The 25,346-nt window shown below is 72.7% G+C and carries 24 protein-coding genes and 1 tRNA gene; 13 read left to right on the top strand and 12 right to left on the bottom strand.

Features of this window, described 5'->3' with window-relative positions:
* Positions 1-96: 96 nt before the first annotated feature.
* The gene (locus AB0F18_RS06660; RefSeq protein ID WP_362055669.1) at positions 97-1,014 is read left to right on the top strand and encodes a 1-phosphofructokinase family hexose kinase; all 918 of its coding nucleotides are present in this window, start codon (positions 97-99) and stop codon (positions 1,012-1,014) included.
* 108 nt (positions 1,015-1,122) lie between these two features.
* Here the strand turns inward: AB0F18_RS06660 and AB0F18_RS06655 are convergent, their stop codons facing one another.
* Both AB0F18_RS06655 and cdgB read right to left on the bottom strand, forming a co-directional pair.
* Positions 1,123-2,136: a CBM35 domain-containing protein gene (locus AB0F18_RS06655; RefSeq protein ID WP_362055667.1), complete on the bottom strand. Its 1,014-nt coding sequence runs from the start codon at positions 2,134-2,136 to the stop codon at positions 1,123-1,125.
* Positions 2,137-2,204: 68 nt separating this feature from the next.
* Positions 2,205-3,911: a diguanylate cyclase CdgB gene (cdgB, locus tag AB0F18_RS06650; RefSeq protein WP_362055665.1), complete on the bottom strand. Its 1,707-nt coding sequence runs from the start codon at positions 3,909-3,911 to the stop codon at positions 2,205-2,207.
* 303 nt (positions 3,912-4,214) lie between these two features.
* On the opposite strand from cdgB, the gene AB0F18_RS06645 reads away from it, so the two are divergent.
* Positions 4,215-4,796 carry a flavin reductase family protein gene (locus tag AB0F18_RS06645; protein ID WP_362055663.1) on the top strand — a complete coding sequence of 194 codons (582 nt, stop codon included), beginning with the start codon at positions 4,215-4,217 and terminating at the stop codon, positions 4,794-4,796.
* A 49-nt stretch (positions 4,797-4,845) separates the two neighbouring features.
* On the opposite strand, the gene arfB is transcribed toward AB0F18_RS06645, so the two are convergent.
* Complete coding sequence (gene arfB, locus AB0F18_RS06640; protein WP_362055661.1) at positions 4,846-5,271, bottom strand: alternative ribosome rescue aminoacyl-tRNA hydrolase ArfB; 426 nt, start codon at positions 5,269-5,271, stop codon at positions 4,846-4,848.
* 151 nt (positions 5,272-5,422) lie between these two features.
* Here arfB and AB0F18_RS06635 point away from each other — a divergent pair, with 151 nt between their 5' ends.
* Positions 5,423-5,998, top strand: a complete 576-nt coding sequence (locus AB0F18_RS06635; RefSeq protein WP_362055659.1) for a TerD family protein — start codon at positions 5,423-5,425, stop codon at positions 5,996-5,998.
* Between the two features lie 76 nt (positions 5,999-6,074).
* Here AB0F18_RS06635 and AB0F18_RS06630 read toward each other — a convergent pair whose 3' ends face one another.
* Both AB0F18_RS06630 and AB0F18_RS06625 read right to left on the bottom strand, forming a co-directional pair.
* A complete protein-coding gene (locus tag AB0F18_RS06630; RefSeq protein ID WP_362055657.1) occupies positions 6,075-7,496 on the bottom strand; it encodes a M1 family metallopeptidase in 1,422 nt (473 codons plus the stop codon).
* A gap of 42 nt (positions 7,497-7,538) precedes the next feature.
* Positions 7,539-8,066, bottom strand: coding sequence for a heme-binding protein (locus AB0F18_RS06625; RefSeq protein ID WP_362055655.1), 528 nt, complete (start codon positions 8,064-8,066; stop codon positions 7,539-7,541).
* A gap of 498 nt (positions 8,067-8,564) precedes the next feature.
* On the opposite strand from AB0F18_RS06625, the gene AB0F18_RS06620 reads away from it, so the two are divergent.
* Both AB0F18_RS06620 and AB0F18_RS06615 read left to right on the top strand, forming a co-directional pair.
* Entirely contained in the window at positions 8,565-9,716 is a 1,152-nt protein-coding gene (locus AB0F18_RS06620) for a sensor histidine kinase (RefSeq protein WP_362055729.1), read from the top strand.
* A complete protein-coding gene (locus AB0F18_RS06615) occupies positions 9,713-10,336 on the top strand; it encodes a response regulator transcription factor (protein WP_362055654.1) in 624 nt (207 codons plus the stop codon). The genes AB0F18_RS06620 and AB0F18_RS06615 overlap by 4 nt, the downstream gene beginning before the upstream one ends.
* Positions 10,337-10,371: 35 nt before the next feature.
* On the opposite strand, the gene AB0F18_RS06610 is transcribed toward AB0F18_RS06615, so the two are convergent.
* On the bottom strand, positions 10,372-11,184 hold the full coding sequence (locus tag AB0F18_RS06610; protein WP_362055652.1) for a hypothetical protein: 813 nt from the start codon (positions 11,182-11,184) through the stop codon (positions 10,372-10,374).
* 89 nt (positions 11,185-11,273) lie between these two features.
* Here AB0F18_RS06610 and AB0F18_RS06605 point away from each other — a divergent pair, with 89 nt between their 5' ends.
* The gene (locus AB0F18_RS06605) at positions 11,274-11,777 is read left to right on the top strand and encodes a hypothetical protein (protein ID WP_362055650.1); all 504 of its coding nucleotides are present in this window, start codon (positions 11,274-11,276) and stop codon (positions 11,775-11,777) included.
* A 23-nt stretch (positions 11,778-11,800) separates the two neighbouring features.
* Here the strand turns inward: AB0F18_RS06605 and AB0F18_RS06600 are convergent, their stop codons facing one another.
* Complete coding sequence (locus AB0F18_RS06600; RefSeq protein WP_362055648.1) at positions 11,801-12,472, bottom strand: pentapeptide repeat-containing protein; 672 nt, start codon at positions 12,470-12,472, stop codon at positions 11,801-11,803.
* Between the two features lie 101 nt (positions 12,473-12,573).
* Here AB0F18_RS06600 and AB0F18_RS06595 point away from each other — a divergent pair, with 101 nt between their 5' ends.
* Positions 12,574-13,569 (top strand): zinc-binding dehydrogenase, encoded by a 996-nt coding sequence (locus AB0F18_RS06595; RefSeq protein ID WP_362055727.1) that lies wholly within the window; start codon positions 12,574-12,576, stop codon positions 13,567-13,569.
* Positions 13,570-13,596: 27 nt separating this feature from the next.
* On the opposite strand, the gene AB0F18_RS06590 is transcribed toward AB0F18_RS06595, so the two are convergent.
* Complete coding sequence (locus AB0F18_RS06590; RefSeq protein WP_362055646.1) at positions 13,597-14,073, bottom strand: GNAT family N-acetyltransferase; 477 nt, start codon at positions 14,071-14,073, stop codon at positions 13,597-13,599.
* 100 nt (positions 14,074-14,173) lie between these two features.
* Between AB0F18_RS06590 and AB0F18_RS06585 the strand changes: the two genes are divergently transcribed.
* Positions 14,174-15,559 (top strand): FAD-dependent oxidoreductase, encoded by a 1,386-nt coding sequence (locus tag AB0F18_RS06585; protein ID WP_362055644.1) that lies wholly within the window; start codon positions 14,174-14,176, stop codon positions 15,557-15,559.
* 84 nt (positions 15,560-15,643) lie between these two features.
* On the opposite strand, the gene AB0F18_RS06580 is transcribed toward AB0F18_RS06585, so the two are convergent.
* Positions 15,644-15,719, bottom strand: a tRNA-Thr gene (locus tag AB0F18_RS06580).
* Between the two features lie 161 nt (positions 15,720-15,880).
* Here AB0F18_RS06580 and AB0F18_RS06575 point away from each other — a divergent pair.
* The 5 genes from AB0F18_RS06575 to AB0F18_RS06555 all read left to right on the top strand — a co-directional run bounded on the left by AB0F18_RS06575 (position 15,881) and on the right by AB0F18_RS06555 (position 20,980).
* Positions 15,881-17,263 carry an RNA-guided endonuclease TnpB family protein gene (locus tag AB0F18_RS06575; protein ID WP_362055642.1) on the top strand — a complete coding sequence of 461 codons (1,383 nt, stop codon included), beginning with the start codon at positions 15,881-15,883 and terminating at the stop codon, positions 17,261-17,263.
* Positions 17,264-17,540: 277 nt separating this feature from the next.
* Positions 17,541-18,617 carry a sn-glycerol-3-phosphate ABC transporter ATP-binding protein UgpC gene (ugpC, locus tag AB0F18_RS06570; protein ID WP_362055640.1) on the top strand — a complete coding sequence of 359 codons (1,077 nt, stop codon included), beginning with the start codon at positions 17,541-17,543 and terminating at the stop codon, positions 18,615-18,617.
* A 204-nt stretch (positions 18,618-18,821) separates the two neighbouring features.
* Positions 18,822-19,235: a hypothetical protein gene (locus AB0F18_RS06565; RefSeq protein ID WP_362055638.1), complete on the top strand. Its 414-nt coding sequence runs from the start codon at positions 18,822-18,824 to the stop codon at positions 19,233-19,235.
* A gap of 52 nt (positions 19,236-19,287) precedes the next feature.
* Positions 19,288-20,058, top strand: a complete 771-nt coding sequence (locus AB0F18_RS06560) for a nucleotidyltransferase family protein (protein ID WP_362055636.1) — start codon at positions 19,288-19,290, stop codon at positions 20,056-20,058.
* Between the two features lie 100 nt (positions 20,059-20,158).
* Positions 20,159-20,980, top strand: coding sequence for a tetratricopeptide repeat protein (locus AB0F18_RS06555; RefSeq protein WP_362055634.1), 822 nt, complete (start codon positions 20,159-20,161; stop codon positions 20,978-20,980).
* Positions 20,981-21,052: 72 nt separating this feature from the next.
* Here AB0F18_RS06555 and AB0F18_RS06550 read toward each other — a convergent pair whose 3' ends face one another.
* The 3 genes from AB0F18_RS06550 to cysS form a co-directional block, all read right to left on the bottom strand.
* Positions 21,053-22,600, bottom strand: coding sequence for a DoxX family membrane protein (locus tag AB0F18_RS06550; protein WP_362055632.1), 1,548 nt, complete (start codon positions 22,598-22,600; stop codon positions 21,053-21,055).
* A gap of 185 nt (positions 22,601-22,785) precedes the next feature.
* On the bottom strand, positions 22,786-23,757 hold the full coding sequence (gene rlmB, locus AB0F18_RS06545; protein ID WP_362055630.1) for a 23S rRNA (guanosine(2251)-2'-O)-methyltransferase RlmB: 972 nt from the start codon (positions 23,755-23,757) through the stop codon (positions 22,786-22,788).
* Between the two features lie 133 nt (positions 23,758-23,890).
* Positions 23,891-25,291 carry a cysteine--tRNA ligase gene (cysS, locus tag AB0F18_RS06540; protein ID WP_362055628.1) on the bottom strand — a complete coding sequence of 467 codons (1,401 nt, stop codon included), beginning with the start codon at positions 25,289-25,291 and terminating at the stop codon, positions 23,891-23,893.
* Between the last annotated feature and the right edge of the window lie 55 nt (positions 25,292-25,346).

Below are 25,346 nucleotides of genomic sequence, written 5' to 3'. Positions count from 1 at the left end.
TTCGCGCGTACGAAAGCGGAGCGGCCCGCCCGGAGGGCTGGGCTGGCCGCCCTCCATTTGGCATGATCCCGGCACACACCAAGACCGGGACTGGCCATGATCCTCACCGTGACGCTCAACACCGCGCTCGACGTCACCCACCGGGTGCCGCGACTGCTGCCGCACACCTCCCACCGGGTCACCGCCGTCACCGAACGGGCGGGCGGCAAGGGGCTGAACGTGGCCCGGGTGCTCGCCGCGCTCGGCCACGAGGTGACGGCGACGGGCTTCGCGGGCGGCCCGTCCGGCGCGGTCGTACGGGGCCTGCTCGCGGAATCCCCCGGCGTGGTGGACGCCCTCGTCCCCTGCGCCGGCACCACCCGGCGCACCCTGGCGGTCGTGGACGAAAGCTCGGGAGACACCACCCAGTTCAACGAGCCGGGCCCGCAGATCTCGGCCGCCGAGTGGTCGGCCTTCCTGGCCCGCTACACCGAACTCGCCGCCGGGGCCCGCGCGGTGGCCCTGTGCGGGAGCCTGCCGCCGGGCGTGCCGGTCGGCGCGTACGCGGTGCTCGTACGGGCGGCCCGCGCGGCCGGTGCCCCGGTGCTGCTCGACACCAGCGGGGAGGCCCTGCGGCGCGGGGTCGCCGCCCGGCCGGAGATCATCAAGCCGAACGCGGCGGAACTCGCCGAGCTGACGGGCTCGCGCGACCCGCTCCCCGCCACCCGTGACGCCCGCCGCCGGGGCGCCCACGCGGTGGTGACCTCCCTGGGCCCCGAGGGCCTCCTGGCCGCCACCCCGGAGGGCACCTGGCAGGCCACCCCGCCCCGCACCCTGCGCGGCAACCCGACGGGCGCGGGCGACTCCGCGGTGGCGGGCCTCCTGTCGGCCCTGACGGAGAACCTCCCCTGGCCGGACCGCCTCACCCGGGCGGTGGCCCTGTCGACGGCCACGGTCCACGCCCCGGTGGCGGGAGAGTTCGACCCCCGCACCTACGCGGACATCGCCGATTCCGTCACCGTGGCCCGCATTTAGCCGGGTCGCCGCCTACTGCGTCGAGGCCGGACGCATCTGAACACCACGACGGCCCCCGCACCCATGGACGGGTGAGGGGGCCACGATGCCTACGGCCGGCCGGCTGGGTCAGGGGCGTTCGAGCCAGAGCTGGTCGATGTTGATCTCGCACTGGTTGCCCGTCTCGCACGAGATCTTCACGGTGTTGGTGCCCTTCTTCAGGTCCACCAGTGAGTGGGTGTAGGTCCAGCCCCACTCCCCCGGCTTGGCCTGGGCGAAGTTCTTCATGTTTATCGGGCGGGTCTGGGCCTCGCCGTTGACGGTCAGCGTGGTGCTGGCGTCCTTGCCCGGCACCGCGTACGTCATCTTCAGCTTGTACTGGCCGTCGCTGGGGACGTCCAGGGTCCAGGTGACCGCCGCGCCCGTCTGGTTGAAGTTGCCGACGTACTGTCCGCCGGCGCTCTTCGCCCCCGGCACCGTCGCCTGCAGCGCCGCACCGCCCGTCAGCGCCATGCCCGCGCCCGAGGCGTCCGCCTTCGGCAGCGGGCTCTGCGAGGGCTTCGGCGAGCCGCTCGGCTTCGGGGAGCCGTCCGGCTGGGACGGGGCGGCCGAGACGGACGGGCCCGTGGCCTGGTTCTTGTTGTCCTTGCCCTTGTCCTTGCCGAAGATCACCGCCGCGCCGATGCCGATCCCGACCGCCGCCACCACCGCGACCGCCGCGATGAGCAGGCCCTTGCGGCTGGAGCCGGCGCCGCCGCGGCCGCGGCCGCCGGCGGGGCGGGCCACCGGCTGGGTGGGCGGGGACGGCTGCTGCGGGACCCCGTAGCCGTTCGCCTGGAGGGCCTCGGGGGCCTGGTACTGGGCCTGGTAGGCCTGCGGGGGCTGCTGCTGGGGTACGGCGCCGCGCTGGCCGCCGTACGTCCGCTCGCCGACCGTGCGCACCTGGTTGTACGAGGTCCGGGGGACGCCGGGCTGCGCGCCGGGCTGACCACTGACCGTCGGGCCGGGGTAGCCGTATCCGCCGCCCTGACCGGGCGGGGTGGCTCCGGCGGCCTGGCCGTCCGCGTAGAGGTAGCCGAACGGGTCATCGTCCTCGGGCTGGTTCGCCCCACCGTGCGGGCCGTTGTTCGCGGGCGTCGTCATCGCAGGTCACTCCTTTCGACCCCCGGGAGCCTACCCCGAACACGTGCGCCCACGGGTGGCCTATGTGATCAGCCGGCCCGGCGGTGTGCCTTGGAGCGGGACCGCTTCTCGATGTACATGCGCTGGTCGGCGGAGCGCAGCACCTCGTCCGCGGACATCCCGCAGCTCGCCCAGCCGATGCCGAAACTCGCGCCCACCCGCACGGCCCGGCCGTCCACGCGGATCGGCGGGATGATGGCGTTGCGCAGCCGGACGGCGAGATCGGCGGCGTCGGCGGCGCCGAGGCCGTCGGCGAGGACGACGAACTCGTCACCACCCAGCCGGGCGACGGTGTCCCCGTCCCTGACGCCCGTCGTCAGGCGCCGGGCCACCTCGATGAGGACGGCGTCGCCGGTGTGGTGCCCGAACCGGTCGTTGATCGACTTGAAGCCGTCGAGGTCGCAGAAGAGCACCGCGAGCCCCTTGGTCCCGTCGTCGAGGTCCGAGGCGGGCGCCACCGTGTGCACGTGGTGGTCGTACGGGCCCTCGGGCTGCCCGGGGAAGACACCGGGGAAGTCGAACCCGTCACCCCCCTGCCCGCCGCCGCCCGCGCCGACGGCGGGGAAGCCGTCGTAGCCGTGCTCGCCGCCCCCGGCGGCCTCCGCCCGGCCCTCGTAGGCCGCGTCCAGCGCCTCCACGGCGCCGGCCCGCACCGACTGGGGGCGCCGGCACAGCCGTGCGCCGAGCCGGGCGCGCAGCTCGGCGCTGTTGGGCAGGCCGGTGAGGGAGTCGTGGCTGGCGCGGTGCGCGAGCTGGAGCTCGTGCCGTTTGCGCTCCTCGATGTCCTCGACGTGCGTGAGCAGGAACCGCGGCCCGTCGGCGGCGTCGGCGACGACGGAGTTGCGCAGGCTCACCCACACGTACGTGCCGTCGCGCCGCCCGAGCCGCAGTTCGGCCCGGCCGCCCTCGGCGGAGGTGCGCAGCAGGGTCCCGATGTCCTCGGGGTGGACCAGGTCGGAGAACGAGTAGCGGCGCAGGACGGAGGCGGGCCGGCCCAGGAGCCGGCACAGGGCGTCGTTGGTGCGCAGCAGCCGGCCGTGCTGGTCGCCGCCCATCTCGGCGATGGCCATGCCGCTGGGCGCGTACTCGAAGGCCTGCCGGAACGACTCCTCGCTGGCCCGCAGCGCCTGCTGCTCCCGCTCCAGCCGTACCAGGGCCCGCTGCATGTTCGCGCGCAGCCGTGCGTTGCTGATCGCAATGGCCGCCTGGAAGGCGTACATCTGGAGCGCCTCGCGCCCCCAGGCGCCCGGGCGCCGGCCGTTGCGCGGCCTGTCCACGGAAATGACACCCAGAAGTTCCCCGCCGGTCGCATACATCGGGGCGTAGAGCCGGTCCTCGGGGTGCCACTCGTCCTCGAAGCGCGGATCGGGTCCTTCCGTATGCCACTGGGGTACGTCGTCCTCCAGCAGGACCCAGCCCTCGGTGTGCGGGATGAAGCGCAGGCCGTCCCAGTCCTCGCCCATGGTCAGGCGGCGCTCCCAGGCGGCGCGGGAGCCGACGCGGCCGGTGATCAGGGCTTCGGCGGCGGGGTCCCCGGCGAAGGCGGCGACGACGAGATCGCCGTCAGGGCGTACGAGATTGACGCAGGCGAGTTCGTAGCCGAGGCCGCGCACGATGCCGTCCACGACGGTCTGCAGAGTGTCCGCCAGGCTCCGGGCCGTGTTGAGCTCGGCCACCACCTGGTGCAGCTGCCGCAGGGTCGCAAGACGGACGTACGGCTCCGACTCGGTCTCCATTGCTCGCTCTCCCCGAGACCTCGACAGCAACTCCAGGTTTGTCATCGGCGTTTCGTTGCGGTGTCCCGTCCACTGAATCACAGTGAGCTGTGCGGCAGGTACACAGGGTCAACAAATCTTGCCCTCTGTGACTCAAGTCACATGAGATGAATAGTGCTGCGCCATAAGCACGTTGAGGACGAGGAGTCGTTCCGTGCCTTCCCACGCGCAAACGATACGCCCGGGCCTAGGCCCTGGGGCGGGGGCGCGGCTCGGACCAGCGCCCGATGTGCGGGGCGCGGCGGCCGGACTAGCGTGCGGTACGTGCCGAAGACGACCTCCGCAACCCAGCCTTACACCCCAGCCTCCCCCTTCTCCCCCCATCCTGAAGGGGTGAGCAACGACGAGTTCCGCGCCGCCATGTCCCGGCTGGCGGCGGGCGTGTGCCTGATCACCGCCCACGAACCGCCCCTGAGCCCCGACGGGCCGCGCGGCGAGGACGCCGGCATGACGGCCACCGCCTTCATGTCGGTGTCCCTGGACCCGCCGCTGGTCCTGGTGAGCGTGCGCGAGGGCTCCCGGATGGACGACCTGCTGGCGGAGCAGCCGCTGTGGGCGGTCTCCCTGCTCGCGGAGAACCAGCTCCAGGTCGCGGGCCGGTTCTCGATGAAGGGCCGCATCAGCGACCGCCTCCTGTTCGCCGACCTCCCGTACGTGCGCGGCGAGGCCTCCGGGGCCCCGCTCCTGTCGGGCGCCCTGGCCACCCTGGAATGCCGCACCCACTCACGGGTCCCGGCCGGCGACCACACGCTCGTCATCGGCCACGTCCTGACGGCCGCCTTCCCGTCCCCGGACGCCCAGCCCCTGACGTACTTCCGCGGCCGCTACCGCCACTTGGCCCCGTAGGCCGGCCGGCCCCCGGCCCGCCGCGCGCCGGCGGGCGCGGCCCGCGGGACTACCAGTCGCGCGCGCTGCGCGTCCGCTTCGTCTCCCCGCGCGCCTTCTTCTCCCGCAGCCGCCGCTCGTTGATCCCGCGCGGGATCTTCGTCGGCCTGCGCGTCTTCGGCGGGGCCGCCGTCGCCTCCGCCAGCAGCGCGGCCATCCGGACCAGCGCCATCTCCCGGTTGCGGTACTGCGACCGGTGCTCGGAGGCCCGTACCGTCAGCACCCCGTCCACCAGCCGCGCGGCGAGCCGTTCCAGCGCCCGCTCCTTCCACACCGGCGGCAGCGCCTTCGTCGCGGCGACGTCGAACAGCAGCTCCACCCGCGAGTCCGAGGTGTTGACGTGCTGTCCGCCCGGCCCGGAGGAACGCGAGAACCGCCAGGCGAGCTCCGCCTCGGGGAGCACGACCGCACCGCGGATGACATAGGGACCAGGCATGCCCCTATGATCCGCCCCCGGCCCGCACCCGTCACCCCCATTTACCTCCCCTGGAACCTCCGCGCCCCCTCGCCGCGTTATGAAGGGCAGCGGTAGCTTGACCCCACATCGGGGTCTAGCACCCGGAATGACGAGGAAGGACACCAGTCACATGGCAGTAAGCCTGTCCAAGGGCGGCAACATCTCGCTCTCGAAGGAGGCCCCGGGCCTCAGCGCCGTCACGGTCGGCCTCGGCTGGGACGTCCGCACGACGACCGGTGTCGACTTCGACCTCGACGCCTCCGCCATCGCGGTCGACGCGACGGGCAAGGTCGTCTCCGAGGGCCACTTCGTCTTCTTCAACAACAAGTCCACCCCGGACCAGACCATCGTCCACACCGGTGACAACCGGACGGGCGAGGGCTCGGGCGACGACGAGTCCATCAAGGTCAACCTCGCCGGCCTGGCCCCCACCGTGGACAAGATCGTCTTCCCGGTCTCCATCTACGACGCCGACTCCCGCAGCCAGAACTTCGGCCAGGTCCGCAACGCGTACATCCGCGTCGTCAACCAGGCCGGCGGCGCCGAGATCGCCCGCTACGACCTTTCCGAGGACGCCGCCACCGAGACCGCCATGGTCTTCGGCGAGCTCTACCGCAGCGGCGCCGAGTGGAAGTTCCGCGCGGTCGGCCAGGGCTACGCCTCCGGCCTCGTCGGCATCGCCCAGGACTTCGGCGTCAACGTCTGAGACCGCCGCCGGCCCGGCGCGGCCCCTTCCCCACCGTCCCGGGGAAGGGTCCGCGCCCGGTCGTGGACAAGGAGCCCTAACCGGCGGCCTTCGGCCGGCCCTCCCCGTACAGCCACACGTCCCACACCTTCTTCAGGTCACGCCCCGTCCGCCGCTCCGCGTACCCGGTGAACTCGGCGGTGCTCGCGTTGCCGTGCCGGTGCTCGGCGGCCCAGCCCCGCAGCAGGCCGAAGAACTTCTCGTCCCCCACCTCCTGGCGGATCCGGTGCAGCACCATCGCACCCCGGTAGTAGACCGGGTCGTCGGAGATGTGCTCGGCACGGGGCGGCGAGGCCGGCGGGAAGGCCGCCCAATCGGCACCCGCATGCGGATCGACGGACGTGTCACCGGCCAGGAAGGCCTCGAACCGGCGCTGCGCGGTAAGACCCCCTTGGGACTCCGCCCACAGCCACTCCGCGTACGTGGCGAAGCCCTCGTTCAGCCACATGTCCTTCCAGGACTTCGGCGACACCGAGTCCCCGAACCACTGGTGGGCCAGCTCGTGCAGCACCAGTTCCTCGTCCGGCGCACCCGAGTACACGGGCTTGGTCTGCGTCTCCAGCGCGTACCCGAGGGTCCGCGCCGGCATCACGATCGAACCCACCGTCCCGAACGGGTAGGGCCCGAACGTGGCGCTCCCCCACTCCACCATCTCCGGCACCCGCGCCAGCGCGGCCCGGCCCGCCTCTTCCTCACCGGGCGCCACGGCCTCGTACACGGACACCCCCGAAGGGGTCCGCCCCGTACTCACCTTGAACTTCCCCACGGCGACGGTCGCCAGATAGCTCGCCATCGGCTCGGCACTCCGCCACGCGAACTCGGTCTGCCCGGCCCCCACGGCCCTGCGGGACCGCAACTCCCCGTTGGACACGGCCTCGTAGCCCTCGGGAACGGTGACCGTGATGTCGTACGTGGCCTTGTCCACGGGGTGGTGGTTGCCGGGGAACCAGCCCATCGACCCCACCGGTTCGCCGACACCGACCGCGTCCCCGCCCTCGGCGGTGATCCAGCCCTCCTTGGACCCGTCGGGATCGACCAGCGCCTTGGGCCGCCCGGAGTAGTCCACCGTCGTACGGAAGACCTCGCCCTTCCCGATGTCCTCGGCCGGCCGCACGGTCAGCTCGCTGCCCGTCCGGTTGTACCGCGCCGCCGCACCCTGCACGTCCACGCCCTCGACCTTCAGCCCGCTGAAGTCCAGGTTGAAGGAGCTGAGCCCCTGCTCGGCCCGGGCGGTGATCACGGCCGTCCCGTGCAACTCCCCGTCGGCGGGGTCGTACGCCAGGTCCAGCGCGTAGTGCTCGACCTGATAGCCCCCGTTCCCGGCCCGCGGAAAGTACGGGTCCCGCAGCCCCGACGCGCCCGGCCGCCCCTGCACCGCGGCGCCCGTACACCCCGTGGTGAGGGCGATCAGGGCGGCGAGGGCGGGGGCGGCGAGACGGGTGAGCGTGCGGTGTTCCACGCGCTCGATCCTAAGCGGGTGCCCTGGAGGCAGGCCCGGACCTCAGTTGCCCAGGGCCTCGGCACCGGCCTTGGCGAACTTCTCGTCCAGGTCACCGCTCGGCGCACCGGCCACACCGATACCGGCGACGGGCGCGCCGTTGGCCTGGACGGGGGTGGCACCGGCGAGGAAGAGGGTGCCGGGGATGTCCTTCAGGTTCGGGGCCTGCGCGAGCCGGCCGGCGAGCACCGAGGTCGGGGCGTTCCAGGACACGGCGGTGTACGCCTTGCGCTGCGCGGACTCGTAGGACTGCGGGCCGGCGCCGTCGCCGCGCAGGGTGACGATGGTGTTGCCGTTGCGGTCCACCACGGCGACCGTGACCTTCTGGTTCTCCTTCTCCGCGGCCTGGAGCGCGGCCTGGGCGGCGCGGGTGGCGGCGTCGATGGTGAGGTGGGTCGAGGTGGTGAAGTTGCCGCTCTTGACCTCGTCCTTCTTGGCAGGGGTGGCGCTCGCGCTGACGGCCCCGAAGGTCCCGGCGCCGAGGACGACGGCGAGGGCGGTACCGGTGAGGACGCGGGTACGGGTGTTCATCTCTGCTCCTGGTGGTCTCGACTGGCTCCCTTCAACCATGGCCGCCGACCCGCCCCCGGCCCGTCCCCGTACCGGCTCGGCCCGGCGACCGCACCGGTTGACCCGGGGGTCATCCGATCGGCCGATGCGGTGGGGCTGGCCGCCCGGTTTCCTGAGTACCCCCGCCCAAACGCAGCCCGTACGTCTGCGGACCGTCTCCCAGGGGCTCCGCCCCCGGACCCCCGCGCCTCAAACGCCGGCGAGGCTGGATCTGGCCGGCCGGGACCTGGTCGGCCCACCCCCGACCCCGCCCCCAGCCGGCACCGCCCGGCCAGGGCAACGGCCCGGCCAGGGCAATGGCCCGGCCAGGGCAATGGCCCGGCCAGGGCAGCGGCCCGACCGGCCCCGTACCGCCCGGCCAGGGCAGGGGCAAAATGGACACCACACCCCCACCCCCCAGGAGCCCCCGCCGTGAGCCAGCCGCCGCGGAAACCCGACACCCGCGCCCTGGCCACCGTCATGCACACGGCGTTCTTCCTCCTCCTCGGCGCCTCCGTGGCCCGCTTCCTCCTCCGCCACCCCGGCGAACCCCGCACCCCCTGGATCATCGCCCTCAGCATCACCCTGGCCCTCCTCTACGTCCTCGGCCCCGCCGTGGGCGCAACAGGCGCGCCGCCCGGGCGCGCCACCACCCCCACCCACCGCCGGAGGCCCTGGCTCGGGCTCGTCGTCGCCACCTGGCTGGTCCTCGTCGTCCTCGCGCCGAGCTTCGCCTGGTGCGCCGTCCCGCTGTTCTTCACGGCCCTGCGCACCCTCCCCCCACGCGCGGCGGTGGCCCTCGTCGCCGTCCTCACCGTCTTCGTCGTCGCGGCCCAGCTCAAGCTCTCGACCGCCTTCGACCCGAACCTCCTCCTGGCCCCGCCCGCCATCGCCGCCCTCGCCACCGCCGTGTTCATCCACATGGAGCGCCAGGCCCAGGCCCAGCGCGCACTCATCGACGACCTGATCCGCACCCGCCGGGAACTGGCCGCCACCGAACGCCGCGAAGGCACCCTCGCGGAACGCCAGCGCCTGTCCATGGAGATCCACGACACCCTCGCCCAGCACCTGTCCAGCCAGCAGATGCTCCTCCAGGCGGCCGACCGCACCTGGGACACCGACCCCGCCACCGCCCGCGCGCACGTCCGTACCGCCACCGGCATCGCGGCCCGCGGCCTCGCCGAGGCCCGCCGCCTGGTCCACGACCTGGCCCCGCCCGAGCTGGACAACGGCGCCGGCCTCGCCGACGCCCTGCGCGCCCTGGACGCCGGCCCGGACATCGAGGTCCGCTTCCACCTGGAGGGCGTCCCGGCCCCCCTCCCGGACCGCGCCGAGTCCGCCCTGCTGCGCATCGCCCAGGGGGCCCTCGCCAACATCCGCGAACACTCGGGCGCCCGCACCGCGGCCCTCACCCTCAGCTTCCTCGGCGACCAAGTGGTCCTGGACATCGCCGACGACGGCACGGGCTTCACCACCACGACCCCCGCCACGGGAGCCACGTCCGACCGCGGCCACGGCCTCCCCGCGATGCGCGCCCGCGTGCGCCAGCTCGGCGGAACCCTGACGATCGAATCCACCCCGGGCGAGGGCACCGTCCTCTCGGCCTCGATCCCCCTGGAGCCCACAGGATGACGACGATCCTCCTCTGCGACGACCACGTCGTCGTCCGCGCCGGACTCCTGGCGCTGCTCGGCAGCGAACCGGACATCGAGGTGCTCGGCGAGGCGGGCAGCGGCGAGGAGGCGGTCGCGCTGGCCGCCAAGCTCCACCCGGACGTGGTCCTGATGGACCTCCAGCTGGGCGAGGGCATCGACGGCGTAGAGGCCACCCGCCGCATCACCGCGCTCCCCCGTCCCCCGCACGTCCTCGTCCTGACCACCTACGACACGGACGCGGACATCACCCGGGCCATCGGCGCGGGCGCGACCGGCTACCTCCTGAAGGCGGAACGCCCCGAGGAGCTCTTCGCCGCCATCCACTCGGCGGCGGCGGGCCGCACCACGCTCTCCGCGCCGGTCGCCAGCCGCGTCATGGCCCACATGCGGGGTTCACGCCCGACACTCACGGACCGCGAACTGGACATCCTGGGCCAGCTGGCCCGCGGCCTCGGCAACCGCGACATCGCCCGCGCGCTGTTCATCAGCGAGGCGACGGTCAAGACCCACCTGGGCCGCATCTACGACAAACTGGGCGTCGACACCCGCGCCGGCGCGGTGGCCGTGGCGAAGGAACAGCGCCTCCTGCCCTCCTGAAGCCCGAAGGGCCGGCCCGCCCACCACACGATCAATCAGTGCACGTCAAACTCATAGCCGTGCCGGATGTCCCGGGGGCAGCTGAAGACGCGCAGGTCCCCCCACCTGCCGACCGTGATGCGCGTGGTGCGGTCGCTGGCCACGGTGAACAGGAGCTCCATCGCCGCGTCGCACTCACGGCAGCGCACGTCCCACGGGTCGGAGAGGTGCCAGGTGGGCCACCCGCCGAACTTGCATCCCGCGACGCGCGTGACGACGTCGCCCCGGCCCTCCCCGGCGCCCGTCTCCGCCACCAGCCGTTCCACGCCCGCCCTGACGACGTCCGGCAGCTCTTTCGGATGGGGGAAGTCCGTCAACGGCACCGGCGTGAGCGTGCAGGGCCGTGGCGAGAAGCCGTAGTCCTCGTCCTCCTGCCGCACGGGCGCCGGGACCGCAACCGGGACCGGCTCCGGGGGCAGGTCCGCCGCCCGCCGCCACCGGACCTCCACGACCGGGCTGACGTCCGCCTGCGGAGCCGGCGGGTCCCAGTGCGTGTTCGGACACCACAGCAGCTGGAACACGTCGGCGCCCTCCGGCCACCAGTCCCCCGGCGCGTCCCGCCGGAACACCTGCACCACCGGCACCATCGCCACGGGCGGCAGCCCGGACGGCTCCTGTTCGTCCGGCACGGAGCAGTGCGGCCAGGGTTCGTCCGGGGGCCAGAGCAGCGGACCGCCGACGGAACTGTCACGGACCGCGGACGCCCCGGGCGCCGGACGGAGGACGACCGCCGGCCGGGCGTAGGGCGCGAGGCCCGGTACGGCGGCGAGTATCGCTTCGGCGGACGGCCGGTTCGTGCAGGGATACATGGCGGGAGCCTAGGGGGTCGGGCCGGACGATCCGTGCGGGCGGCATCCCCACACGGCCCCTCGCCCCGACCCGTGACACCATCGGCTACGTGCTCGACATCGGCTACTCCCTCTCCCGGCGCTTCCCGGACCCCCCGCAGACCGACTACCGCTCGGCGGACGTCCACACCCTGCGCCACGACCTCTTCTGCGGCGACGTGTACCTCGCGGACACCGACAAGGACACAGAAGTGTCCACAGCCTGGGGATGGGTGCCCGTACTCGACTTCGCCTGGGCCCTGTGCGACATCGTCGAGCAGCTGGACCAGGACCCGCGCGGCAGCCGCTCCTCCCACAGCCAGTACGCCGAACTCGACTTCACCGAGTCCGCCGACCGGATGCTCTTCGAGCGCCGCTTCGGCTGGGTCGACATCGAGGCCGACTGGATGCCGCCGGAGGAGGAGCCGCTGACGTTCAGTCACCGGCTGCTGCGGCGCGAGGCGCGGGACTTCCTGCACGATCTGATCGCGGACCTCATCGACATGCACGAGGGCCTCGCCGACAACCCCATCATCTGGACCCTCCAGTCCCGCTTCCCCCGAGTCCCGGCCTAACCGGGCCCCGCGCAGCGGCCCCCCTACCCCACCACCCGCACGCCCAGCTGCGCAGCCAACGCCGGCGCCAGTTCGAACAGCTGCGCCGGGCTGATCACCGCCCCCGCCAGGGACTCCACCCCCCGCGCCACCCCCAGCTCGGCCGCCCCCCGCAGGTCGACGTCCGTCAGCCGGGCCCCCGTCACGTCCATCCCCCGCAGCACGCAGTCCCGGAACTCCACCCGCTCCAGCACCGCCCCCCCGAAGTCCGGCTCCACCAGCACGCACCCCTCGAACACCACGTCCTTCAGCCGCGCCTGCCGCAGGTTCAGGTAGTCGATCTTGCCCCCGCGTACGAGGACCCGCTCCAGCACCGCCCCGTGCAACTGCACCCCGCCCAGCCGGGCCTCCACCACCTCCACGTCCCGCAGCGAGGCCCCCGACAGGTCCGCGCCCACCCCCCGGACGCCCTCCAGCACCGAGTCCAGGATCCGGGTCTTCGCCAGCCCGGCCCCGTCCAGCCCGCACCGCCGCAGCGCGCAGTCCATGAACCGCGCCCCGACCGCCTCCTGCCCCGCCAGGTCCAGGTCGGCGAACTCCTGCCCGTCGTAGTCCCCGTCCGGCTCCAGCCCACCGCCTTCCCACGCCACCAGCTCCGGCAGCCGCACCTCGGCCCGCCGGGCCGCCCTCACCAACCGCTCACCGTTCCGCGCCATGACCCCATCGTGACCCACCCCACTGACAACCCGCCCTTGACCTCAACCGCGCTTGAGGCCGGAGGCTCACCCCCATGAACACCGACACCGCCCCCGCCACCATGCGGGCCGTCCGCCTCCACGCCTTCGGCCCCGCCGAGAACCTCACCTACGAGACGGCCCCCCTCCCCGCCCCCGCCCCCGGCCAGGTCCGCATCAAGGTCGCCGCCGCCGGGGTCCACCTCCTCGACACCGCCCTCCGCCGGGGCGTCCAGGGCCCGCCCGCACCCCTGCCCGAGCTGCCCACCATCCCCGGCCGGGAGGTCGCCGGCACCGTCGACGCCCTCGGCCCCGGCACCGACCCCTCCTGGCTCGGCCGGACCGTCGTCACCCACCTCGGCTTCGTCCCCGGCGGCTACGCCGAACACGCCGTCGCCGACGCCGCCCGGCTCCACCCCGTACCCCCGGCCCTGGGCCCCGCCGAGGCCGTCGCCATGATCGGCACCGGCCGCACCACCCTCGGGATCCTCCAGTTCGCCGACCTCGGCCCGGACTCGGTGGCCCTCGTCCCCGCCGCCGCCGGAGGCATCGGCACCCTCCTCGTCCAGTACGCCAAGAACGCCGGCGCCACCGTGATCGCCCTCGCCGGCGGCCCCGCCAAAACCGCCCGCGCCGCCGCCAACGGCGCCGACCTCGCCCTCGACTACACCGCCCCCCACTGGGCCGACACCGTACGCGCCCACCACCCCGCCGGCGCGACCGTCCTCTTCGACTCCGTCGGCGGCACCACCGCCCGCACCGCCCTCGGCCTCCTCGCCCCCGGCGCCCGCCACCTCGTCTTCGGCTGGTCCAGCGGCACCCCGCTCACCCTCACCGACACCGAACGGGCGGGCCTCGACGCCCGCCGCATCACCACCCACCACATCCTCGGCCCCGCCATGCTCCAGGCCGTCGGCGCCCCCGACCCCCTGCGCGTCCTGGAGACCCGCGCCCTCGCCGAGGCCGCCGCCGGCCGGCTCCGCCCCGCCGTACAGCGCTACCCCCTCGCCGAAGCCGCCCGCGCCCACCACGACCTCGAAACCCGCGCCACCACCGGCAAGGTCGTCCTGGAGCCCTAGGACCAGAAGCCCCGACGACCCGACGCCCTAGGAACCGGACCCCAGCGCCGCCAGCGGCCCATCCGTCAGCCGGTACACCTGCCACCCCTCCTGCGGCCGCGCGCCCAGGGCCTCGTAGAACGCGATCGCCGGCGCGTTCCACGTCAGCACCGACCACTCCAGCCGCTGGTACCCCCGCGCCACACAGATCCGCGCCAGCTCCGTCAGCAGCGCCTTCCCGTACCCGCCCCCGCGCGCGCCCGGACGTACGTACGGGTCCTCCAGATAGATCCCGTGCACCCCGCGCCACGTGGAGAAACTCGGGAACCACACGGCGAACCCGACGACCTCCCCCTCATCCGTCTCCGCGACGTGCGCGCACACCGCCGGACGCTCCCCGAACAGCGCCTCCCCCAACTGCTCCTGCGTCGCACGCGCCTCGTGCGGCAGCTTCTCGTACTCCGCCAACTCGCGGATCATCGCCTGGATCTCGGGAACGTCGCCCGGCACGGCCTCACGGATCATGCCCCCAACCCTAGGACCGCCCCCGAGACCACCACCCGGCCCGCCCCCGCCCCCTCCCGCACCTGGACACCCCTCCCCCACCCCCTGTACCAACTCCCCCATGACGATCAACGGCGGTATCTCCTTCTGGTACGCGACCCACGTCGAGGGCACCGCCCACCAGCCACCCCGGGCCCCCCTCACCGCCGACGCCACCGCCGACGTGGTCATCGTCGGCGGCGGCTACACCGGCCTGTGGACCGCCTACTACCTCAAGCGCGCCGCCCCCGACCTGCGCGTCACCGTCCTGGAGCAGAAGTTCTGCGGCTACGGCGCCTCCGGCCGCAACGGCGGCTGGCTCTACAACGGCATCGCCGGCCGCGACCGCTACGCCGCACTCCACGGCCACGAGGCCGCCCGCCGCCTCCAGCACGCCATGAACGACACCGTCACCGAGGTCATCGACGTCGCGGCCGAGGAAGGCATCGACGCCGACGTCCACCGCGGCGGAGTCCTCGAAGTCGCCCGCACCCCCGCCCAGCTCACCCGCCTGAAGGCCTTCCACACCGCCGAACTCGGCTTCGGGGAGACAGACCGCGTCCTCTACGACGCCACCGGCACCCGCGCCCGCATCGACGTCGCCGACGCCGTCGGCTCCAGCTGGACCCCGCACGGCGCCCGCATCCACCCCTTCAAGCTGGTCCGCGGCCTCGCCGCCACCTGCGAACGCCTCGGGGTCGTCATCCACGAGTCCACCCCCGTCACGGAACTCGCCCCGCGCCGCGCCGTCACCCCCTACGGCACCGTCCGCGCCCCGTACGTCCTGCGCTGCACCGAGGGCTTCACCGCCGCCCTCAAGGGCCACAAGCGCACCTGGCTCCCCATGAACTCCTCGATGATCGTCACGGCCCCCCTCCCGCAGTCGGTCTGGTCCCAGCTCCACTGGGAGGACGCCCCCCTCCTCGGCGACATGGCCCACGCCTACATGTACGCCCAGCGCACCGCCGACGACCGCATCGCGATCGGCGGCCGCGGGGTCCCGTACCGCTTCGGCTCCCGCACGGACAACGACGGCCGCACCCAGCCGGCCACCATCGAGGCCCTCACCACCCTCCTCACGGCCTTCTTCCCGATCCTCACCGGCACGGAGATCACCCACGCCTGGTCGGGCGTACTCGGCGTCCCCCGCGACTGGTGCGCCACGGTCACCCTCGACGCCGCCACGGGCCTCGGCTGGGCCGGCGGCTACGTCGGCTCGGGCGTGGCCACCTCCAACCTCGCGGCCCGCACCCTGCGCGACCTGGTCCTGGGCGACTCCACAGCCCTGACCACCCTCCCCTGGGTCCACCACCGAGTCCGCCGCTGGGAACCGGAACCCTTCCGCTGGCTGGGCGTCCACACCCTGTACGCGGCCTACCGCGAAGCGGACCGCCACGAAACAAGAACCCACACCCCGAACACCACCCCGCTGGCCCACCTCGCCAACCGCGTCTCGGGCCGCTCCTGAGGCACACGAAAAGGCCCCGGATGATCATCCGGGGCCTTCCGCTTGCGTTCGAAATTCCCTGGCCAGACGCCCTCTGACCTGGGATGGAGCCGCCTGTCGGAATCGAACCGACGACCTTCCCATTACAAGTGGGGCGCTCTACCAACTGAGCTAAGGCGGCACAACCCTCACCCGCGATACCTCCGCGCATGGAGCCGCCAACACTCTACACAGCCGCAGAATCCCCAAGCCATCACATTGACCGAGCCCCGTAACCCCTCACGCAAGCGTTCGTTGACCGTACTGGCGTGCCGTTCTGGAGTTCGGATCAAGGGTGGGGAGATGTCAGACCGAATAACGGGAGAAGAGGCCCGGCGCATCAAGCGCGAGCTCCTCGGCGTCGGCGACCGGACCAAACATGACGGGCGAGCAGTCGCGCCCCTGAAAGGGCTGGTCAGAGAGCCGGGCACGCAGCAGCGCGTCTACCGCTTCCGCTTCTACCCGACCGCCGACCAGGCGGCCCAGCTCACCCAGACTTTCGGCGCCTGCCGCTGGGTCTACAACGAGGGCCTGGCCCTCCGGGTGAAGGCATGGGAAGACCACCGGGTGTCGCTGGGCTTCGCGGAGACCTGTCGGGCCCTGACCGGGTGGAAGCGCGTACGGAAGACGGCGTGGCTGAAGGAGACCTCGTCCACGGTCCTCCAGCAGTCCCTGCGGCATCTGGACTCGGCCTTCGCCCGGTTCTTCAAGGGATCGGCGAAGTACCCGAAGAGGAAGTCCAGACACCGCTCGAAGGACTCGGCGACCTACGTCCGCACCGGCTTCCGCTGGGTCGAGGACCCCGAGCGTCCGGGCACGGCCTCGGTCACCCTCGCCAAGCAGACGAAGCCACTCGACATCCGCTGGTCGCGCGCGCTCCCCGCAGGGCAGTTACCGGTGAAGCTGAACGTCACCCGCGACCGGGCCGGCCGCTTCTTCCTCTCCGTCCTGGTGGAGGAAGTGATAGCCCCGCTTCCCGAGGTGTTCCTTCCGGGCGGCCGGGAGCCCAAGGCCGTGGGCCTCGATCTCGGGCTCGCGACGCTGGTGACCCTGGACGACGGGGAGAAGCTCCCGCACCCCCGCCTCCTGGCGAAGTACGAGAAGCAGCTCGCGAGCCTCCAGCGCGACCTGCACCGCAAAACGAAGGGCTCGAAGAACCGGGGGAAGGTACGGGAGCGGATCGCCCGCCTGTACGCCTCGATCGGTGACGTCCGCCGTGATCGGCTGGACCAGTTCACGACCCGCCTCGTGCGCGAGAACCAAGTGCTCGTGGTGGAAGACCTGCCGATCGAAAATCTCCTGCGCGCGGCGACGGGCAAGAACAGACGGCGCAAGGCGGCCCTGAACCGCTCGATCATGGACGCCGCCTGGGGCGAGCTGTTGCGTCAGCTCCGCTACAAGTGCGCGTGGTACGGCCGGACCCTGGTGGTCGTGGACCGGTTCTTCCCGTCGACCCGGCGATGCTCCGCCTGCCATACGAAGGGGCCGAAGCTCGACGTGTCGATCCGCGAGTGGACCTGCACGGAGTGCGGGGCCGCCCACGACCGGGACGAGAACGCGGCGGTGAACCTCCGGGACGAGGGGATGCGGCTGTACTGGGCAGTGGCGATGGCGCTGCCGCCCGGGCGGATGCCGCCGAGTGTGATCAAGGCTTCGGAGCTGCTGGACCTCGTACCGGCGGCATAGCGAAGCGAAACGCAGTACGGACCGACGGGCCGTCGGCCGCAATGCCTGTGGAGCCTGTGTAAGACCGATCGGGTGCGCCCCCCAGGGACTCACCTGATCGGCAACGGGTGCTGAAGCAGGAACCATGGTCAAAAGGCGATTGCTCTGGCATCCGCCCCGTCAGATTGCTGACAGAACCCCTCCCACCCGGTAGCGTCGGCCCGAGTCCTGAATATTGGACTAGACCTTCCACTCGGATCGTCCGGCACGTTCCTGCCGGTAGAAGGGATGCATCACCATGGCTTCTGTCACCTTCGACAAGGCGACCCGCCTCTACCCCGGCGGCGACAAGCCCGCCGTCGACCAGCTGGAGCTGGAGATCGAGGACGGCGAGTTCCTCGTCCTCGTCGGCCCCTCCGGCTGCGGCAAGTCCACCTCGCTGCGCATGCTCGCCGGCCTGGAGGACGTCAACGGCGGCGCCATCCGCATCGGGGACCGCGACGTCACGCACCTGCCGCCGAAGGACCGGGACATCGCGATGGTGTTCCAGAACTACGCGCTCTACCCCCACATGACCGTCGCCGACAACATGGGCTTCGCGCTCAAGATCGCCGGCGAGGACAAGGCCACCATCCGCCGCAAGGTGGAGGAGGCGGCCAAGATGCTGGACCTGACCCAGTACCTCGACCGCAAGCCCAAGGCGCTCTCCGGCGGCCAGCGCCAGCGCGTCGCCATGGGCCGGGCCATCGTGCGCAAGCCGCAGGTGTTCCTCATGGACGAGCCGCTGTCGAACCTCGACGCCAAGCTCCGCGTGTCCACCCGTACGCAGATCGCCGCCCTCCAGCGCGACCTCGGCATCACCACCGTGTACGTCACGCACGACCAGGTCGAGGCCATGACCATGGGCGACCGGGTGGCCGTGCTCAAGGACGGGCTGCTCCAGCAGGTGGACACCCCGCGCAACATGTACGACCGGCCCGCGAACCTCTTCGTCGCCGGCTTCATCGGCTCCCCCGCCATGAACCTCGTCGAGGTGCCGATCACCGACGGCGGCGTGAAGTTCGGGGACAGCGTGGTGCCGGTGTCGCGCGAGGCGCTGTCGGCCGCCGCCGACGCGGGCGACAAGACCGTCACCGTGGGCGTGCGCCCCGAGCACTTCGACATCGGCGACACCGGCGGCCTGACGATCACCGTGAACGTGGTCGAGGAACTGGGCGCCGACGGCTACGTCTACGGCAGCAAGGACGGCCAGGACATCGTGGTCCGCGTGGGCGGCCGCAACGTGCCTGAGAAGGGCTCCTCGCTGCACGTCGTGCCGCGCGCCGGCGAGATCCACGTGTTCTCGACGTCCACCGGGGCACGGCTCTCCGACTGAGGCCCGGCACAGACCCGCAGGAGGGGCGTCCCGCCAAGGGGAGCCCCTCCTGCGGCAGTTGCGGGTAGCGTTTCCCACGAACCCCGGCAGACCGGGCCATTCGGCCGCACGCGTCAACCCGTAAATCGAAAAGCCACCTCGAACCATCCCCCGACCGGGTGACTAAATGTCGCCAAATCCTCACCGAGCGCTACTCTCGCCCTCGTGACCCACACTGCCCGCCGAATCGGCCGTTCCCTCGCCCTGGTCCTGCCCGTCGTCCTGGTCCTGTCCGGGACCCTCGCGGTCACCATGGTCCCCTGGGCGGACAACACCCCCTCCCAGATCCTGACCGCCTCCGCCGAGGACGTCTCCGTCCCCGCCAAGCCGCGCGCCGCGCAGGACGTGCTGCGCGACAAGCTGCTGAGCGAGCTGCAGCAGGGCGAAAACCCGGGCGTCGTCCTCGGACACCTGCAGGAGCAGGTGAACGGGCGGCCGTCGCTCGCCGAGCACTGCATGGGCATCGCCCGGGCGCTCGGCCGGGCCGCCGTCGAGGCGTACGGGCCCACGAAGGCGCAGTCGTACTCCCGCCCGGTGTGCGACACCTCGTACGCGTCCGGGGTCGCCTCGATGGGCTGACGCCCGCCGCGCCGCCTCCGCCGGGGCGGGGGCCGTCCCTACGCTGGCGGCCATGACCGACACCCCTCCCACAGCTGCACCATCCACCGACCGCGCGGCCGCGTTCCCGGCCCCGCCCGTCCAGGCCGTCGTCCTGGCGGGGGGCCAGGGTTCGCGGCTGCGGCCGTACACGGACGACCGGCCCAAGCCGATGGTCGAGATCCCGGGCACGGGAGTGCCGATCATCGGGCACCAGTTGGCCTGGCTGGCGGAGGAGGGGGTCACCGACGCCGTCGTCTCGTGCGGGCACCTCGCGGAGGTGCTCCAGGAGTGGCTGGCCGGGGCGGTGCTGCCGCTGCGGGTGACCACGGTGGTGGAGGAGGAACCGCTGGGGCGCGGGGGCGGGCTGAAGTACGCGGCCCGGCACCTCCCGTACCCGGAGCGGTCCTGGTACGCGACCAACGGGGACGTGTGGACGCGGTTCCCGCTGCGGGAGATGGCCGCGTTCCACGCCGAGCGGGCGGCGGCCGCGACGCTGGCGCTGGCGCGGCCGCGGATCCCGTGGGGGGTGGTGGAGACCAACGAGTTCGGGCAGGTCCTGGACTTCGTCGAGGCGCCGCCGTCGCCTTATCCGATCAACGCCGGGGTGTACGTGTTCGCGCCCGAATTCACGGCGCTGCTGCCGGATTTGGGGGACCACGAGCGCACGACGTTCCCGCGGCTGGCCCGGGAACGGCGCCTGGCGGGCTTCCCGCTGCCGCAGGGGGCCTACTGGCGGGCGATCGACACGGCGAAGGACCTGACGGAGGCCGCGCGGGAGTTGGCGGCCCACGGCGCCGTCTGAGGCTTTTCGTACGCCTGTTGCGTCATCGTGCGCACAGGAACGCGGGACCGCCTTGTCCCGTTCTCCGAACAGGCGTACGCGGCGTTCGTATGCTCGGCGCATGGCATTCTTTCGGTCGCGCGGCCGGCGCGAGGACATTCAGCGGGCGGACGACCTCCTGGCGCAGGCCCGGGCGCTGTACACCGCGGGACGCTATGCCGAGGCCGAGGCGGAGGCGCGCTCCGTGGCAGCGGCCCAGGGGCGGAATCCGGACGACCTGGCCGTGCCGATGGCGCTGAGCATCGCCGCGCTCGCGGCGAGCGCCCAGGGCCACCACGCCGAGGCGCTCGCCACGTACGACGCACAGCTGCCGGTCGTGAGCGAGGTCTGGGGTGACGAACACCGGCTGACCCTGAAACTGCGCCTGGGCCGCGCCGAGGTGCTGAACCAGCTCGGCCGGCACACCGAGTCCGAGGAGGAGTGCGTGGCCGTCTGCCGGGCCGCGGCCCGGGCCGACATGCCGTACGTGGTGAAGGACGCCCTCATCGGGCAGATCCGGGCCCTCGACATGCTGGGCGCCCACCCGGCGGTCGAGGCGGTGGCGCGGAACGTCCTCGCCGCTCATGACGGACAGGACCGGTTCACGGTGAGGGTGCGGTTCGCTCTGGCCCACAGCCTCAACGCCCAGGGACGCTACGAGGAGGCCCTCGCCGAGAACAAGCGCGCCGACGTGCTGGACCGTGCCTTCCCCCGGGAGGACCGTGCCCCGGAGACCGGGATGGCCGAACTGAACGAGGCCACCGCCTTCTTCGGGCTGGGCCGGAACGCCCAGGCCCGTCCCCTGGCCGCGTCCGCCCACCGCGACTGCCTGGCCTTCTACGGCCCGGACCACCCCCGCACCCTGCAGGCCCGCAGCTTGCTCGACCGCATCGACGGTGCTTGACCGGGCCTGAGGCAGTGGGAAGGGCCCGGCGCGCTGCTCGCGCGCCGGGCCCTTCCCGTCGGTCCGTTCCGGTCAGCCGAGGAGGCCGCCGACCAGGCCGGGCTTCTTGGCGGTGGTGTCCCCGCTGGTGCCGGTCCGGCTCTTCGAGGAGGTGGCGGACGGCGCGCTGGACTGCTTCGGGGTGCTGGTGCGCGGGGTCTGGCTGCCGCTGGTGCCCTTGGTGGCGCTGGGTGAGCCGGTGCCGGCGCTCTCCCGTGCCGGGGCCCCGCTGCTGGTGCGGCCGGACTTCGCGGGCTCGGACGCGGAGGCGGACGGCGAGGCCTGCTTGGAGGGCTGCTTGGCCGGCCCGGGCTGCTGCTGCGCGGGGGCCTGCGGGAGCGGCGAGCCCGGCAGGTAGTTGCTGGGGGCCTGGCCGGGGCCGGGCACGGTGACGACGGTGCTGGAGCGGACGGCCCCGCCGAGGAGGGAGCCGATGAGGAGGGTGAGTCCGCAGACGACGGCGGCCATGACCGACCCGCGGCGCAGGACGCGGCGGCGCAGCTGCCACATCTCGGAGCGGGGGCCGAGGGTGCGCCAGGCCTCGCCGGCGAGGCGTCCGTCGAGGGAGTAGACGGGCGCGCCGGCGATGATGAGCGGGCTCCAGGCGGCCAGGTAGATGATGTCGGGGGCGTCGTAGGCGGGGACGGTCTTCCAGCTGACGGTCATCAGCAGGGCGGCGGAGAGCAGGGCTCCGATGCAGGCGGCGAAGCGCTGCCAGAGGCCGAAGACGGTGAGGACGCCGACGAGCACCTGGAGGAAGGCGACGCTGAGTCCGGCGCCGACCGGGTGGGCCAGGGCGAAGTCGCGCAGCGGCTCGGCGAGGGCCCAGGGGTGCAGGGTGCGCAGCCAGGTGACCATGGAGCCGCGTTCGCCGCCGTCGAAGTAGACGGGGTCGCAGAGCTTGCCCATGCCGGCGTAGATGGAGATGAAGCCGAGGAAGACGCGCAGCGGGAGCAGCACGACGCCGAGGTTCATCCGGCGGCCGGGGTAGTAGGAGGCCTGGGCGCGGTTGTCCGCGGGGCGCCGGGCGTCGGCGGCGGGGCCGCCGGGGTACGGGGGCTGGTCGTAGGGCTCGTAGGGCTCGTAGGGCTCGTAGGGCTGGCGCGGCTGGTCGGGTACGGCGGCCAGCGGGCGCGTCTCGTCGGCGTCGGCGTAGCTGCGCTGGCCGATGACGGTGGGGGTGGCGAGGGTGTCCTCGGCCAGGTCGCGTGCGAGGTCCACCCGGGGGATGGTCTGGGTGGCGCCGCCGTCGTAGTCGTCGTGGCCGCGTCCGGCTTCCCGTACGGCCTGGAGGAGTCCGCCCGTGGCCTCGGCGTCGCCGCCGGGGGCGGTCTTGCCGCTCCAGACGACGGGGGCCCGGCGGCGGGTGGCTCCGGCGGCCGCGACGGCTCCGGCGGCCAGGAGCGGTGCGCGGCCGGGGCCGGGGGCGTTCGCGGGCTTGGAACGCGCGCTCGGGCTCGGTGCGAGCCGCACGCGGAAGCTGGCGTGGTTGACGATGACCTGTGCGGGGTCGCACGGCACCTTGACCATGCTCAGCGCGGGCTGGTCATCGAACCCTGACGTTCTGGTGTCCACACTCATCTAACCGAGTGATCAGTGTTTAGGACACTGCCTTGACATCAGGGATCTGTCCGAGACCCGTCAAGATCAAGTCGCCCCGCCCGGAAGGGGCGGGGCGACACGCTCACGGGTCATGTTCCGTGGGCCGAGTGGATCAAGCCGGCGGACGGGGGTGACCCGTCCGGCCGACGGCCGGGGCCTGCGGCTCAGACGCGGCCGCGGGTGGCGCGGCGGCGGGCGGCCTCGTAGAGGACGACGCCCGCGGCGACACCGGCGTTGAGGGACTCGGCGCCGCCCGGCATGGGGATGCGGACGAGGTAGTCGCAGTTCTCGCCGACGAGGCGGCCGAGGCCCTTGCCCTCGGAGCCGACGACGATGACGACGGGGCCGGCGAGGGCGTCGAGGTCCTGGACCTCGTGGGTGCCCTCGGCGGCGAGGCCGACGACGGCGATGCCGGCCTTCTTGTACTCCTGGAGGGCGCGGGTCAGGTTGGTGACGCGGGAGACCGGGGTGCGGGCGGCGGTGCCGGCGGAGGTCTTCCAGGCGCCGGCGGTCATGCCGGCGGCGCGGCGCTCGGGGATGACCACGCCGTGGCCGCCGAAGGCGGAGACGGAGCGGACGATGGCGCCGAGGTTGCGCGGGTCGGTGACGCCGTCGAGGGCGACGATGAGGGGGTCCTCGCCGTTGTCGTAGGCGGCGTCGGTGAGGTCCTCGGGGTGCGCGTACTCGTACGGCGGGACCTGGAGGACGAGGCCCTGGTGGTTGAGCCCGTTGGTCATGCGGTCGAGCTCGGGGCGCGGGGCTTCCATCAGGTTGATGTTGCCGCGCTCGCCGGCGAGCTTGAGGGCGTCGCGGACGCGCTCGTCGTTGTCGATGAACTGCTGCACGTAGAGCGTGGTGGCGGGGACGCCGTCACGCAGGGCCTCGAAGACCGGGTTGCGGCCGACGACCATCTCGCTGGTGCCCTTGGGGCCGCCGCGGCGGGGGGCGGGGCGGCGCTTGGCGGCCTGGCGGGCCATGGCGTTGGCGATGCGGTTCGCCTTGTGCTTCTTGCGGTCCTCGGCCTTGGGCGTGGGGCCCTTGCCCTCCAGGCCCTTGCGCCGCTGGCCACCGCTGCCGACCGTGGCGCCCTTCTTGTTGGACGTGCGGCGGTTCCTGCGCTGGCTGTTCCCGGCCATGACCTCTACCTGTTTTCGTTCGTGCTGCGATATGTACGTATGAAGAGTGTGCCGCCCGGAAGGCCGGGCGGCACAACGGCGCTGGTCCGACGGGGTCCGGTCCGGCTGCGGACCGGGTCCCGACGGGCCCGGATCAGCGCGGGCCGAGCGTCCAGCGCGGGCCGGTGGGGCTGTCCTCGATGACCAGGCCGGACTGCTGGAGCTGGTCGCGGATGGCGTCGGCGGTCGCCCAGTCCTTGCGGGCCCGGGCGGACTCGCGCTGCTCCAGGACGAGGCGTACGAGGGTGTCGACGGCGCCGTGGAGTTCCTCGCCGCGGTCGGACTCGCCGGCCCACTGGGGGTCGAGCGGGTCCAGGCCGAGGACACCGAGCATGGCCCGTACCTCGGACAGCCGGGCGATGGCCGCGTCCTTGTCGTCGGCGGCGAGCGCGCTGTTGCCCTGGCGGACGGTGGTGTGGACGATCGCGAGGGCCTGCGGGACGCCCAGGTCGTCGTCCATCGCGTCGGCGAAGGCCGGCGGCACCTCGGCGGCGGCCTCGACCATCCCGCCCGCCTTCTCCACGACGCGCTGGCAGAAGCCCTCGATGCGCGCGAACGCGGACTCGGCCTCCCGCAGGGCCTCCTCGCTGTACTCGATCATCGAGCGGTAGTGCGGGGTGCCCAGGTAGTAGCGCAGGACGATCGGGCGCCACTGCTTGACCATCTCGGAGACGAGCACCGAGTTGCCGAGCGACTTGGACATCTTCTCGCCGGACATGGTGACCCAGGCGTTGTGCACCCAGAAGTTCGCGAACTCGTCGCCGAAGGCCTTGGCCTGGGCGATCTCGTTCTCGTGGTGCGGGAAGATCAGGTCCAGGCCGCCGCCGTGGATGTCGAAGGCCGAGCCGAGGTACTTGTGCGCCATGGCGGAGCATTCGAGGTGCCAGCCGGGACGGCCGCGGCCCCAGGGCGTCTCCCAGGAGGGCTCGCCGGGCTTGCTGGCCTTCCACATGGCGAAGTCGCGGGGGTCGCGCTTGCCGGTCTCGCCCTCGCCGGAGGGCTGGAGCAGGTTGTCGAGCTCCTGGTTCGACAGCGCCAGGTAGCCGGGGAAGGAGCGCACGTCGAAGTAGACGTTGCCGTCGGCCTCGTAGGCGTGACCGCGCTCGATGAGGCCGCGCATCATCTCGACCATCTCGGTGACGTGGCCGGTGGCGCGGGGCTCGTAGGTGGCCGGCAGGCAGCCGAGGGCGGTGTAGCCGTCGTTGAAGGCGCGCTCGTTGTCGTAGCCGATGGACCACCAGGGGCGGCCCTGCTCGGCCGACTTGGCGATGATCTTGTCGTCGATGTCCGTGACGTTGCGGATGAAGGTCACGTCGTAGCCGCGGTAGGCGAACCAGCGGCGCATCATGTCGAAGTTGAGGCCCGAGCGGATGTGCCCGATGTGCGGTGCCGCCTGCACGGTGGCACCGCAGAGGTAGATCGAGACGCAGCCCGGGACGAGCGGGGTGAAGTCGCGGATCTGCCGGGCGCTGGTGTCGTACAGGCGAATAGTCACGGCATCCAGGGTAGTGCGCCAGCGGCAGTGCCCCGCGACCGTTTGAGGCCGCGGG

Source organism: Streptomyces sp. NPDC029216 (assembly GCF_040648015.1).
Taxonomy (GTDB): domain Bacteria; phylum Actinomycetota; class Actinomycetes; order Streptomycetales; family Streptomycetaceae; genus Streptomyces.
The sequence above is the reverse complement of the archived record's forward strand: the minus strand, read 5'-3'. Positions and strand labels throughout refer to the sequence as shown.

What these genes read in the sequence shown, in the direction of transcription:
- AB0F18_RS06660 (WP_362055669.1), top strand. Translation starts at nt 97, where the DNA reads ATGATCCTCACCGTGACGCTCAACACCGCGCTCGACGTCACCCACCGG.
- AB0F18_RS06655 (WP_362055667.1), bottom strand. Translation starts at nt 2,136, where the DNA reads ATGACGACGCCCGCGAACAACGGCCCGCACGGTGGGGCGAACCAGCCC.
- cdgB (WP_362055665.1), bottom strand. Translation starts at nt 3,911, where the DNA reads ATGGAGACCGAGTCGGAGCCGTACGTCCGTCTTGCGACCCTGCGGCAG.
- arfB (WP_362055661.1), bottom strand. Translation starts at nt 5,271, where the DNA reads ATGCCTGGTCCCTATGTCATCCGCGGTGCGGTCGTGCTCCCCGAGGCG.
- AB0F18_RS06635 (WP_362055659.1), top strand. Translation starts at nt 5,423, where the DNA reads ATGGCAGTAAGCCTGTCCAAGGGCGGCAACATCTCGCTCTCGAAGGAG.
- AB0F18_RS06625 (WP_362055655.1), bottom strand. Translation starts at nt 8,066, where the DNA reads ATGAACACCCGTACCCGCGTCCTCACCGGTACCGCCCTCGCCGTCGTC.
- AB0F18_RS06620 (WP_362055729.1), top strand. Translation starts at nt 8,565, where the DNA reads ATGCACACGGCGTTCTTCCTCCTCCTCGGCGCCTCCGTGGCCCGCTTC.
- AB0F18_RS06615 (WP_362055654.1), top strand. Translation starts at nt 9,713, where the DNA reads ATGACGACGATCCTCCTCTGCGACGACCACGTCGTCGTCCGCGCCGGA.
- AB0F18_RS06610 (WP_362055652.1), bottom strand. Translation starts at nt 11,184, where the DNA reads ATGTATCCCTGCACGAACCGGCCGTCCGCCGAAGCGATACTCGCCGCC.
- AB0F18_RS06600 (WP_362055648.1), bottom strand. Translation starts at nt 12,472, where the DNA reads ATGGCGCGGAACGGTGAGCGGTTGGTGAGGGCGGCCCGGCGGGCCGAG.
- AB0F18_RS06595 (WP_362055727.1), top strand. Translation starts at nt 12,574, where the DNA reads ATGCGGGCCGTCCGCCTCCACGCCTTCGGCCCCGCCGAGAACCTCACC.
- AB0F18_RS06590 (WP_362055646.1), bottom strand. Translation starts at nt 14,073, where the DNA reads ATGATCCGTGAGGCCGTGCCGGGCGACGTTCCCGAGATCCAGGCGATG.
- AB0F18_RS06585 (WP_362055644.1), top strand. Translation starts at nt 14,174, where the DNA reads ATGACGATCAACGGCGGTATCTCCTTCTGGTACGCGACCCACGTCGAG.
- AB0F18_RS06575 (WP_362055642.1), top strand. Translation starts at nt 15,881, where the DNA reads ATGTCAGACCGAATAACGGGAGAAGAGGCCCGGCGCATCAAGCGCGAG.
- ugpC (WP_362055640.1), top strand. Translation starts at nt 17,541, where the DNA reads ATGGCTTCTGTCACCTTCGACAAGGCGACCCGCCTCTACCCCGGCGGC.
- AB0F18_RS06560 (WP_362055636.1), top strand. Translation starts at nt 19,288, where the DNA reads ATGACCGACACCCCTCCCACAGCTGCACCATCCACCGACCGCGCGGCC.
- AB0F18_RS06555 (WP_362055634.1), top strand. Translation starts at nt 20,159, where the DNA reads ATGGCATTCTTTCGGTCGCGCGGCCGGCGCGAGGACATTCAGCGGGCG.
- AB0F18_RS06550 (WP_362055632.1), bottom strand. Translation starts at nt 22,600, where the DNA reads ATGAGTGTGGACACCAGAACGTCAGGGTTCGATGACCAGCCCGCGCTG.
- rlmB (WP_362055630.1), bottom strand. Translation starts at nt 23,757, where the DNA reads ATGGCCGGGAACAGCCAGCGCAGGAACCGCCGCACGTCCAACAAGAAG.